The organism is Massilia aurea, assembly GCF_024753205.1.
Lineage (GTDB): Bacteria > Pseudomonadota > Gammaproteobacteria > Burkholderiales > Burkholderiaceae_D > Telluria > Telluria aurea.
The window spans coordinates 585,224-597,350 of the sequence record NZ_JANUGZ010000002.1 but is presented as its reverse complement, the minus strand read 5'-3'; the positions used below and the strand labels follow the sequence as shown (position 1 = coordinate 597,350).

General features: G+C 63.4%; 8 protein-coding genes. 4 read left to right on the top strand and 4 right to left on the bottom strand.

Annotated features, from left to right (window positions below; translation table 11 throughout):
• Positions 1 to 2: 2 nt before the first annotated feature.
• From NX775_RS08235 to NX775_RS08220, 4 genes are read right to left on the bottom strand one after another with little or no spacing between them, the layout of a single operon-like run.
• Positions 3 to 2,954 (bottom strand): glycosyltransferase, encoded by a 2,952-nt coding sequence (locus tag NX775_RS08235; protein ID WP_258835557.1) that lies wholly within the window; start codon positions 2,952 to 2,954, stop codon positions 3 to 5.
• 6 nt (positions 2,955 to 2,960) lie between these two features.
• Positions 2,961 to 3,248, bottom strand: a complete 288-nt coding sequence (locus NX775_RS08230; protein ID WP_258835556.1) for a hypothetical protein — start codon at positions 3,246 to 3,248, stop codon at positions 2,961 to 2,963.
• Complete coding sequence (locus tag NX775_RS08225; protein WP_258835555.1) at positions 3,245 to 4,150, bottom strand: sulfurtransferase; 906 nt, start codon at positions 4,148 to 4,150, stop codon at positions 3,245 to 3,247. Before NX775_RS08225 ends, NX775_RS08230 begins: the two co-directional genes overlap by 4 nt.
• 34 nt (positions 4,151 to 4,184) lie before the next feature.
• Positions 4,185 to 6,425 carry a glycosyltransferase family 4 protein gene (locus NX775_RS08220; RefSeq protein WP_258835554.1) on the bottom strand — a complete coding sequence of 747 codons (2,241 nt, stop codon included), beginning with the start codon at positions 6,423 to 6,425 and terminating at the stop codon, positions 4,185 to 4,187.
• A gap of 357 nt (positions 6,426 to 6,782) precedes the next feature.
• On the opposite strand from NX775_RS08220, the gene NX775_RS24050 reads away from it, so the two are divergent.
• The 4 genes from NX775_RS24050 (at position 6,783) to NX775_RS08200 (ending at position 12,120) form a co-directional block, all read left to right on the top strand.
• Entirely contained in the window at positions 6,783 to 7,490 is a 708-nt protein-coding gene (locus NX775_RS24050) for a PEP-CTERM sorting domain-containing protein (protein ID WP_307732147.1), read from the top strand.
• 166 nt (positions 7,491 to 7,656) lie between these two features.
• Positions 7,657 to 11,151: a DNA polymerase III subunit alpha gene (gene dnaE / locus NX775_RS08210; protein WP_258835553.1), complete on the top strand. Its 3,495-nt coding sequence runs from the start codon at positions 7,657 to 7,659 to the stop codon at positions 11,149 to 11,151.
• A complete protein-coding gene (locus NX775_RS08205; protein WP_258835552.1) occupies positions 11,141 to 11,305 on the top strand; it encodes a hypothetical protein in 165 nt (54 codons plus the stop codon). The genes dnaE and NX775_RS08205 overlap by 11 nt, the downstream gene beginning before the upstream one ends.
• A 155-nt stretch (positions 11,306 to 11,460) precedes the next feature.
• Positions 11,461 to 12,120 carry a hypothetical protein gene (locus tag NX775_RS08200; protein WP_258835551.1) on the top strand — a complete coding sequence of 220 codons (660 nt, stop codon included), beginning with the start codon at positions 11,461 to 11,463 and terminating at the stop codon, positions 12,118 to 12,120.
• The last annotated feature ends 7 nt before the right edge of the window (positions 12,121 to 12,127 follow it).

Below are 12,127 nucleotides of genomic sequence, written 5' to 3'. Positions count from 1 at the left end.
CGTTATACCAGCGCGGCCAGCAAGCGTTCCTTCAGATTCATGGGCATCATGGCGCCATCGAATGCAAGACAGCGATCCTGCACGCCCCGTGCGATCCAGCGTGGGGGTATCGCTATCGCGCGTGCTGTATCGCTACCCAGTGACAGGAACACGTCCCCCGGTTTCGCATCCACCACAGCGTCCTCGAGCTGCAAATCGGCACGTCCGATCAAATCGAGCGTGTAACGCCGCGCATACCGGTAGCCCGTACCATCGCGGCGCACGGGTTCGACACGCCATCCTTCCGGCGCCTGACTGATCATCGCCATGAGGACGTCCCGTTCGCGCTGCGCTGCGCCGTCCACCAGCGCAAACGCGTCGATGTCCACGAGAATTTGCCGGGTGCTGCCGCATGCCCGATTCGTGGCAATCGCCGCCGCCGCCTGCAGCAGATCCGGATCTGCAACCTTGGCATCAATGGCGGCAATCGACGCGATCAGCGCTTGTTCGGCAGCCGGTGCGCCGTCGCGCATGCACGCTTCGATGGCATCCCGGTACAGCGCGGCGCAGTGTTCGCGCGAATGGGTCGCTTGCATGTATGCGGCGCCGGCACGGGAGAGGCGGGCGCGCAGTACGGGGTCGCCGTGCAGCGCTTCCAGCGCACCGCGCAGCGCATCCTGGGTGAATGCGTCGTCCAGGCGCACGCACGCATGTGCGGGCACTTCCGCTGCCGCGCCATGGGCATTGACAATGGTCGGCACACCGTACGAGAGGCAGTCGAGTACGGCGCCCGAGGTTTCGCCGCGTGAGTTGGCGCGTAACTGCACCGCCATGTCGGCTGCCGCCAGATAGTCCTGGTACTGCGTCGTACTGGCATACCCGGTGACGTGGATGCGTGGGTGGCTGGCGATCAGGTCACGCAGCGCGATGCCGAAGCGGCCGGGCGCGATCTCGCCGACGAACACCAGATGGCAGCGCGGATCGTGGGCGAGGGCGCTGTCGATCCAGGCCTTCACCAGTCTGTCATTGCATTTCGGCGCCGACAGAATGCCGAACGAGCACGTGATGACGTCGTCGGCAGCGAAGCCGAGTTGTGCGCGCACCTGCGCCCGGTCGGCCGTGTCCGTGCGAGGCGGCAGGCGCACCAGTGGCAGCACGCGCCAGCTTGCGGCGTAATCCGGTCCATACCAGTGCCTGGCCAGGTCGACCGCATGGTGCGAATGCACGATCACGCCAGTGGCGCGGTCGAGCACCTGCTTGTTGCATGGATAGGCCATGACGGAAGCCGCGCGCTCCCCTTGCTTTTCTTCTGCCAGCGCGCCGTAGCCGTGCGCCAGGTAGAGCGAGCGGCAGTAATGATTGGGCAAGTGGTGGTCTGGTTCAGCATGGCTGATCACGCCGCTCAGGTAGAAATCGTGCAGCACGACCATGCCGGGATGGCGTTCCAGCAAGCCGAACATGTGGGCGTGGAAGGCTGAATTGCCGAACTGATAGACGATGCGGTCGAATGTATGCGCATTGGCATCGAACCAGGCGCTGTCGTGCTGCGGGAAGGTTCCCAGGGCCGGATCGTCAACGCTGTCCTGTGCCAGGATCAGTTCGATATCGTAGTGCTGCGACAAGGCCGGCAACAAATCGGCACTGTAGCCGGCAATGCCCGAGCGGACCGGTGGCAGCGGCGAGACATACGCCAGGCGTGGCTTGCGTTCTGAAGAGACGGGGGCGAACGCGACGGTCGTGCGCTTTGCCGCGCTGCGACGCCCATGCGTTTCCTCGAACGCCTCAATGGCGCGCTGCGCGCAGACGTCCCACGAGAAGCAGCTGGCCTGCGCCAGGCCCTGTTCCCGCAGCGCCGTCCCGCGCGCCGGATCGAGCAGTACTTGCGCCATGCTGGCGCTGATGGCATCGACGCTGGTGGGATCGAACATCGCATCGGCACGGCCGATCACTTCCGGGATGCTGCTGTTGTTCGAGCCGATCACGGGCGCGCCGCAGGCCATGGCCTCCAGCGCCGGCAGGCCGAAGCCCTCGTGCAGCGAAGGGAACACGAACAGCGCGGTGCAGTTGTACAGCGAGATCAGGTCGTCGTCGGACACGTAGCCGGTCAGTACCAGATCGTCCTTTGCGAGTCCGGACTTTGCCGCGAGCCGCTCGAGGCGGAAGCGATCGGGGTCCCGGATGCTGCAGACCACGGCCAGTTGGTATTGGTGGCGCAGCTGGGGCGGCAGCTTTGCGTAGGCTTCGATGAGGCCTTCGATATTCTTGCGGTAGTCGATGCCGCCCGTGTACATGATGAAGTCGCGCTTTACCCCATGGCGGGCCAGAAGGTCAGCGCGTTCATCGGGCGCCAGCACGCGCGGGCGGAAGATCGGGTCGACTGCCGATGAGATATTGACGACGCGCTCGGGCGGCAGCTGCAGCAGGTCGATGCCTTCCTGGCGTGCCGAGCCTGAAATGGCGAGCAGCAGGTCGGCCCTCTTCATGCTCTCCAGCTTGCGGTAATACCATGCCGCCATGTTCGGGTCGCCCAGATAGCGCTCCTTGCGCATCAGCGGTATCAGGTCGTACAAGGTGACGGCGGTGTCGAAGCTGTTACCCGTAGCAGGCACCGACGCGATGACGTTGTCGCCCAGCCCTTCGAACAGGCTTGCGATATGCACGACGTCCGGGCGCAGGCCCGCCAGGTAGTGTGCGCGAATGCGTTCAGCGGCGTGCACGCGCCATGCGTTGCGCGCATCGACTTCGCCTGCCGGCACGGGTGTCACGAAGGTGTGGATGTGCGACGCCGGCACCAGGCCGTCAAAGGCTTGCCTGATGCTGGCAACGCTGTCGGGATAATCTTCGTTGAGGACAAGACGAAGTTCGTGCCCGGCGCTGTTACGCGCCATTGCCAGCGCCAGCGCCATCGAATAGCGGCCAATACCGCGATGCATGCTGGACGCCTGGCATGCCTGCAGGTCGAGGATGATGCGCATGGGGCCTTACGGGGTTGGTTCGTGGTCAAGCGCGCGGCGCAGGTCGGCCAGCACCTGGCGCGCGCTGTCGGTCAGCTCGGCTTCGTCGGAGAGCAGGATCGGCAGGCTTTGCCAATCCGCGCGGCGCGACAGCGCAACGGCGCCGCGCACGCGTCCGGCCAGGCCCGGGAAGCGGTAAATCTGGCGGCGCAGAAAGTCGTCGAGGCGCGGGCGCGCCACGACGAAGGTGATTGCACGCAGCGCGGCGGCCTTTGCCAATTGCCGTGCCCAGGCACGGCCGCGCCCGACCGTCATGCGGCCGGCGCCGTATCGGCGCAATGCGGACACGCCACCCCATACACATACTGCGGCGACAACTGCTCGCGCGGCGTGACGACGGCGCGGCAGGCGAAGCATTGCGTGGTGACGGTGGGTTCGAGTCTGGGGTTGAGCGCCGTACGGTAATCGAACACGAAGCAGTCGCCCGTGTAATGGGCGCCGCCCACGTCCTCGAAATACTTCAGGATCCCGCCCTCTAACTGATACACGTTGTCGTAGCCGATGTTCTGCATGTGGATGGCCGCTTTTTCGCAGCGGATGCCGCCGGTGCAGAAGGTGACCACGGTCTTGCCGGCGAAGTCTTCCTTGTGGGCGGCGATCACGTCCGGGAATTCGGTGAACTTGGCGATGCGGTAGTCGACCGTGTTGTCGAAGGTGCCAACGTCGACCTCGAAATCATTGCGCGTCTCGACCATCACGACCGGCTTGCCGGCATCGTCATGGCCCTGATCGAGCCAGCGCTTGAGCGTGCGCGGGTCTACCGATGGTGCGCGGCCAAGCTCGGGCTTGATCAGCGGCATGCGCATGGTGATGATCTCGTTCTTGATCTTGACCAGCATGCGTTTGTGCGACTGCTCTTCGGAATAGCTGTACTTGACGTCGATGTCGGCAAAGCGCGGGTCGGCGCGCAGCCAGGCCAGGTAGGCATCGATGTCGGCCGGAAGGCCCGACAGGAACATGTTGATGCCTTCCGGCGTGAGCAGGATGGTGCCGCGCAGCTTGCGCTCCTGGCACACGGCCTGAAAACGCGGACGCATGGCCTCGGTATCATCGAAGGTGATGAATTTGTAGGCGGCGATATTGACGTAGCGGCCGGCGCCGGCCTGGACATCGACGGCGTCCGTCGTGACGGGCGCCTGGTGGGGTGTGGTTTGCATGATTGCCAAGAAAATCGATTTCGTTCAGCCCGTATTATAAGCGCTTGGACGTGCGTCCAATCGCATCGCCGGTGGTGGCGGCAGCGCCAGTGGGCGGCACTGCCAGCGCCTGTGCAAGCGCGGCCGAGCCGCATAGCAGGCGGTCGGCGTCCATGCCTTGCGCGGCAGCGGCATCCGCCGCCGTATGCACGGCGAGGGCCACGGTCACGCCGCGGGCGCGCCAGGCCGCCAGCAGACCGGCATCGCGCGCTGCCGCGACAGCCGGCGAGGCGGCCCTTGCGTAATAGATGTCGCCGGCATGCATGTCCACCACGGGCTCGGCCTGGGCCAGCCAGCCAAGGCCCAGCAGGCGGCCGACTGCGTTGCGCGCCTGCCGGTAGCGCGGCGCACCCCCGGTGTGCTCGAGGTACACCGGCTCGACGCGCAGGTCGGGCCGCACTTGCCCGAGCAGTTCGCGCAGCTCGCCGGCAGCCAGTGCATCGGGGGTGGCGCCGGGGGCAGCCCAGTCGCTGACGTCGACCAGCAACTGGCGCCGTACACCGTGTTCATTCGCCGCCAGCGCCGCCGCCAGAGCCGGCAGCGCAGTGTCGGGTGGCTGATGGTCCGCGCCATCGTGCGCCAGCGCCGTGCGCCACGCCGCATCCCGCGTGGCGGTTTCTGCGCGTGCATGCGCGAGCGTGGCGAGGTACAGCTGCGCGCAGGCGGCGGGGCGAAACGCGGCATCGAGCAGCGCCACCGCGCGGGCGCGCAGGGCGCTGCGGCGTGCCGGGTCAGCGCGCAGGGTCTCGAGCGCGGTGCTTAATTCGGCAACGTCGACGATGTCGGGCAGGCGCCAGACAGTATCGGCCGGGAATTCGGCCATCGAACCGTTGGCGTTGACAATCGTCGACAGGCCGTAGTTCAGGCAGTCGAGGACCGCGCCCGAACTTTCACCCTTGGCCTCGCTGCGCAACTGGACGCCGACATCGGCGGCCTGCAGATACTGGCGATAGACCGCCTCGTCGGTCCAGCCGGCAATCCGGATCCGGGCGCCGGCGCCCGCACCGCGAATCAGCGCTTCGACCTCGACACCGTACGGGCTGTCGTGGTTCGCCCCGACCAGCACGAGCGTGCAGGCACGGTCCGCATGCAGCGTGCTGCCGATCCAGGCGCGCAGCAGTTCGTGGGTCAGCTTGTGGGGTGCAATGAATCCGAAGCTGCAGACCAGGAAGCAGTCGGGGGCGATGCCCAGCATGGCGCGGGCCGCGGCGCGGTCGACGCTGGCAGGCGGCGTGCGCGGATGCGGGATGACGTCGATATGGCGCGTGGCGCGCTCGCCGAACCAGTCGGCGGCCAGCTGCCGGGCGTGGCGCGAATGAACAATCACGCGGGTCGCGTTGGCGAGCACTGGCAGGCTGCAGGGCCAGTCCTTGTGTGCCTGGACCCGGCCGGCCGGGGTTTCGGTTGCGTGCACGGCGCTGTAGCCGTGCGACACGAACAGTGCTTCGGACCAGGCCTGCGGCGCGGCGCCGCTCATCTGCGCCTGCGCGAGCACGCCGCCAATGAAAAAATCGTGCAGCACCACGACGCCGGGATGGCGTTCGAGCAGGGCGAACATATGACTGTGGTAGGGGCTGTTGCCGATCTGGTAGAGCACCTGGTCATAGCCGGCGCCGTGCTCGGCGAACCAGGCGCTGCTGCGCAGCGGCAGGCCGGCCAGGGCTGGCGGCAATGTGACCGTGTCCTGCGCCATGATCAGCTCGATGTCGGCATGTGCCGACAGCTCGGTCAGCAGTTCGACGGCATAACTTGCCACGCCGGTGCGTTCGGGCGGCAGTGGCGTGACAAACGCCAGGCGCGGCTTGCCGCCGTGCGGTCGTGGCGCACTGCCGTCAAGCGTGCGCAGGCCGCGCAGGATGGCGTTGGCGCGCGGCGACAGCGCAGCGACATGGTCCGGGTCAGGCTGGACCGGCGCGGCGACGCTGCCCGTTGTCATCATCATCGCGTAGGCGCGCCGGTACAGCAGCGGCGAACGCTTGAGCAACTGCAGCGCGAGCCGCCTGATGTAGGGCCGGCGCAGGACCATGCGCGCCGTCAGCATGAGCGGTGTGACCAGCATGCGCCTCAAATGGGGCGCTGCCTTGCGCTGACCGTCGGGCGCCGCGCCCGGTACCGCAACGGTCGGCGGCATGGCAGGCGGCAGTACGACAAGGGCGCAGCCGTCGGCTGTCCGCGTCGCGGTGGCGTGCGGCGTGGTGGTCAGCACGTCAAGCAGGGTGGCGCCGTTATACGTCATCGGAAGCGGCACGCTGGCAGGCTTGCCGGGCGCAAGATAAAGCAGGGGGAATTCATGGTGGCGGAAAAATGCCGGTCTGGAAGTCGTCGGCAGGGGTAGGGAACAGAGCATGATTATAAGGCAGCATCACCCCGTGCTGCCGGGTAGCCTCGTCAGTTGCGCCTTGACACTAAAAATGATGAATCACATAAAAATAATATTTACTTAGAGAATTAATCCGTGTCGAAAATTTTTACATAGGCAACGTTAGTTTACAAAAGATTACCTTCAAGTCATTGATTAGTAAGAATAGTTTGCATGTGGCATAACAATTGCTTAACTGTCATTCAATTCCATCCACCTTGAATGAGACACTTGATGATTCGTCCTATCGCTTTCCTTACTCTGGCCCTTGCCACCGGTTTTGCTGCTGCAGCGCCTGTTTCCACCGACGGTAACCTGATCAGTAACAAGAACGGCACGTTCACCACCAATTCCAATACGGCTGCTGTCTACTCGCTGGGCGAAAGCCAGTCCGGCGCCATCGTGATCGATTTCAAGTTCTCGTACACGGGCACGGTCGACAACAACGATTATCTGGGCGTATGGTTCGGTAACGCTGGCAATGCCAAGGCCTACGAAGGACCAAGCATCGGCTTCAAGGCCAATTGCGGCTCGCTCGACAGCGCTGTCAGCAGCTGCACCAATGACCTGTACATTCGTACCAGCGGCGTGGGCGGCGAGTTCCTTGCCGGCAGTGCTCTGGAAGCAGGCACGTCGTATCACGTGTTCGGCCATCTGTACAAGAGCGGCAAGAACGGCGACACCTACGACAGTTTCGATGCATGGTTGAACCCGACCGAAAACGAAATGAGCAAGTTCCTCAACCCTGATGCAACGACCTATGGCAAGTCGTCCCTGACGTCGTTCAACACGGTCGGCATTCGTACCAACACCATTGACAAGGGCCTGGCAGTTTCGGTGAACCAGCTGAATGTGAACGAAGTTCCGGAGCCAGGCACCCTGGCGCTGATGGGCCTGGCACTGGCAGGCATGGGCAGCATCGTGCGCCGCAAGCGCGCCTGATTCTGCCCCGCCCGGTCGCGCTTGCGGCCAGGGCAGGCATGATCTGAACAACCCCGCATGCACGCGCCTGCGGGGTTGTTTCTTTTTTGGTCAGCCATTTCCAGTTCACGATCCGTGGCCGGGGTGATGCCTGCAGCGCACCGGTCCGGCAAGGTAAAATACGGGGATGACTTCCCCCACCTTCACCCATCTGCGCATCCACTCCGAATACTCCATCGTCGACGGCCTGGTCCGTATTGACGAGCTGGTCAAGGCGGCGGTCAAGGATGGGCAGCCGGCGCTGGCCGTGACCGATCTGGCCAATACCTTTTGTCTCGTGCGCTTCTATAAAGAGGCGCGCGGCAAGGGCGTCAAGCCGATCGTCGGGGTCGATGCCTGGATCACCAACGACGACAACCGCGACAAGCCGCACCGCCTGCTGATCCTTGCCAAGAATCACACCGGCTACCTGCAGCTGTGCGACCTGCTGGCGCGTGCCTGGCTCACCAACCAGCACAAGGGCCGCGCCGAACTGCGCGCCGAATGGCTCGAAGCGCTGGCCACGTCCACGTCCACGCTCAACCCCGAGCAGTCGCAGGCCAATGGCCTGATCGTGCTGTCGGGCGCGCACTTCGGTGACATCGGCCAGGCCATCGAGAACGGCGACATCGCCCGCGCCGAAGCCAACGCCGCGCGCTGGGCGCGCGTGTTCCCGGGCCACTTCTATATCGAGATCCAGCGCGCCGGCCAGCTCAATCAGGAGCAGCAGGTGCGCCATTCGGTGGCGCTGGCCGGGCGCCTCGGCTTGCCCGTCGTGGCGACGCATCCTGTGCAGTTCCTCGACAAGGACGAATACATTGCCCACGAAGCACGCGTCTGTATCGCCGAGGGCGAGATGCTGGCCAACGCCAAGCGCGTGCGCCGCTTCAACGAGAATATGTGCTTCAAGTCCCAGGCCGAGATGGCCGAGCTGTTCAGGGACTTGCCGGGCGCGCTGGCCAACTCCGTTGAAATCGCCAAGCGCTGCAACGTCACGCTCACGCTGGGCAAGCCGCAGCTGCCGAACTTCCCGACCCCGGGCATGACGATCGATGAATTTTTGATCGCCGAGACCAAAAAAGGCCTGGAAGACCGCCTGCTGCAGCTGTACCCGAACGAGGCCGAGCGTGAACGCGAACGCCCGCGCTACGAAGCGCGCCTGGACTTCGAGAACCAGACGATCATCAACATGAAGTTCCCCGGCTACTTCCTGATCGTGGCCGAGTTCATCCAGTGGGGCAAGAACAACGACGTGCCGATCGGCCCGGGTCGCGGTTCGGGTGCGGGCTCGCTGGTGGCGTATGCGCTCAAGATCACCGACCTCGATCCGCTCAAGTACAACCTGCTGTTCGAGCGTTTCCTGAATCCCGAACGCGTATCGATGCCCGACTTCGACATCGACTTTTGCCAGGAAAAGCGCGAACTCGTCATCCAGCACGTAAAAGACCTGTACGGGCGCGATGCGGTGTCGCAGATCGCGACCTTCGGTACGATGGCGGCCAAGGGCGCGATCCGCGACGTCGGCCGCGTGCTCGATTTCGGCTACAACTTCTGCGACGGCATCTCCAAGCTGATTCCGTTCAAGCCGGGCAAGCAGGTGTCGATTGCCGAGGCAATCGAAGAAGAGCCGATGCTCAAGGAGCGCCTCGAGAACGAAGAAGAGGTCAAGACGCTGCTCGAACTGGCGCAGAAGGTCGAAGGCATCACGCGCAATATCGGCATGCACGCCGGTGGCGTGCTGATCGCGCCGGGCAAACTCACCGACTTCTGCCCGCTCTACACGGCTGGCGGCGATACCGGCGTGGTCTCTCAGTACGACAAGGACGACGTGGAGGCCGTGGGCCTGGTCAAGTTCGACTTTTTGGGCCTGACCACGCTGACGATCCTCGACCGCGCGGTCAAGTACATCAAGCAGCTCGACCCGGCCGAGAGCGAATTCGATCTCGCCAAGCTGGCGCTGGACGACCGCGCGTCGTACAAACTGCTGTCGGACGCCAAGACCGTCGCGATCTTCCAGCTGGAGTCGCGCGGCATGCAGGGCATGCTCAAGGATGCGCGGCCCGACCGCTTCGAGGACATCATCGCGCTCGTCGCGCTGTACCGTCCGGGCCCGATGGACCTGATCCCCGACTTCTGCAAGCGCAAGCACGGCGAAAAGTTCGATTACCCGGATCCGCGCACCGAGTCGATCCTGTCCGAGACCTACGGCATCATGGTCTACCAGGAGCAGGTGATGCAGATGGCGCAGATCGTCGGCGGCTACTCGCTGGGCGGCGCCGACATGCTGCGCCGCGCGATGGGCAAGAAAAAAGCCGAAGAAATGGCCGAGCACCGCGAGATCTTCCGCGCCGGTGCGGCCAAGGATGGCCTCACCACGGCCAAGGCCGACGAGATCTTCGACCTGATGGAAAAGTTCGCGGGCTACGGCTTCAACAAGTCGCATGCCGCCGCCTACGCGCTGCTGTCGTACCACACCGCGTACCTGAAGGTGCACCACACCGCCGCGTTCATGGCAGCCAATATGTCGCTGGCGATGGAAGACACCGAGAAGATCAAGATCCTGGTCGAGGATTCAAAAGAGGTCTGCAAGCTCACGATCCTGCCGCCGGACGTCAACGAATCGCAGTTCCGCTTCACGCCGGAGGGCGAGGCGCGCTCGAAAACGGGCAAGCCGGTCACCAATATCCGCTACGGCCTGGGCGGCGTGAAGGGCGCGGGGCAGGGCGCGATTGAAGCGATCATCGCCGCGCGCACGGCGGGCGGCAAGTTCAAGGACCTGTTCGACTTCTGCAACCGGGTCGACCGCAAGCAGATCAACCGCCGCACGATCGAATCGCTGATCCGCGCTGGCGCAATGGACGCGTTCGGCGTGGATCGCTCGGTACTGCTGGCGTCGGTGTCGTTCGCGATGGAAGCAGCCGGCCAGGCCGCGGCCGCCATCAATCAGGTCAGCCTGTTCGGCGGCGACGATGCCGACCTGGTCGCGCCGCCCGAGTACGTGAAGGCGCTGCCGTGGACCGACCGCCAGAAGCTGTCCGAAGAAAAGATCGCGCTGGGCTACTACCTGTCGGGCCATATGTTCGACTCGTACGCGCAAGAAGTGCGGCGCTTTGCCAAGACGCGCATGAAAGACCTGGAGCCGTCGCGCGACCCGCGCATGATGTGCGGCGTGATCTCGGGCATCCGCACGCAGATGACGCAGCGCGGCAAGATCCTGATCGTGGCGCTGGACGACAAGACCGCCGTGCATGAGGTGACGGTCTACAGCGAAGTCTTCGAAGCCAACAAGAACGCCTTCAAGGAAGACGAATTCCTGCTCGTGGTCGGCAAGGTGTCCGAAGACCGCTTCAACGGCGGCCTGCGCATCACGGCCGAAAAGGTGTTCGACCTGGCCACGGCGCGCATCCAGTATGGCCACAAGCTCGAGATGGACCTGGATAAATCGGTCAGCGCGGCGCGCCTGGCCGAGATCCTGCAGCCGCACCGGGTGCATGACGGGATGCCAGTGAGCCTGCGGTTGCAGACGCAGGATATTCCGTTCACCGTGCAACTGGGCGACGACTGGCGCGTGGCGCCATCCGATACGCTCAAGGCGGCGCTGGAGATGTCGCTGGGTGCGAAGGACGTCGCAGTTGAGTACTAGCGCGCGTCCGACCGACGGCAGATCGGCCTTTGGCCGCATCCTGATCTGCCGCACCGACAATATCGGCGACGTCGTCCTGACGCTGCCGCTGGCGGGCTACCTCAAGCAGCGCTTCCACAGGCGCGGATCGACCTGCTGTCCCGTGCCTGGGTAGCGCCAGCCATGGGTCACAGCCGCCGTCTCGATCGTGTGATCACGCCAGACAATAAGGGCAACCAAGTCCCTACTATTTGAGAAATTTTCGGTCGTCAGACTTGCGGTATGATTCTTTGGTAGCGCATGCCTGTGCTGATAAATAGTGGAATCTCAATGTCTAAAAAGTCAGACTCCGATAATCGAAGCAATCAATTAAATCCAAATAATTCCGAATACTGGAACTGTCGTGGCGGTGGAAATGATGGCAGCGATATGTATGGCGATTACGACGATGCAGGATGGCCGCAAAGAACTTGGTCCGGATTTTCTTATGTCCCTCCTTCTCCGAGTTTCGAAAGAAACTGGTTCTACTTTGCGGGAACGAGTTTCGATGGAACGGCTGTGTATGTCCGGTTCCAGACTGAAGTTAAAGTCAGCAGTCTTTCGACAGGATCGGCAGAAGCTCTTGCTCTTGCAGAGGATGCGAAGGATACTTTACTTCGTCACATGCATCGAAGATGCCCCCTTGGCGTAGCATACTGGCGTCTGGCAAGCAATCAGAACCGGGGCAAGTTTTATTGGTACACCCCCCCGTCAAGTGAGAGCACGTTTGAAACAAGACCGGATGTTTATGGCGGGGTTGAGTGGCAGAAGATGTCGAGCTGGTATTCTGCAATCCGACACCAGTCGCAACAGTTGGATCTTTTGTTCGATTGGGGAAAACACGATGAAGCAGTCGATCTGGGAGTCATCATGAGTGAAGTCATTACGTTCGCTCCCGAAACTGAAGACCTGACAAGGTGGATCAAACAGGCGTCACCTGAACAGCTCTGAAAAAATA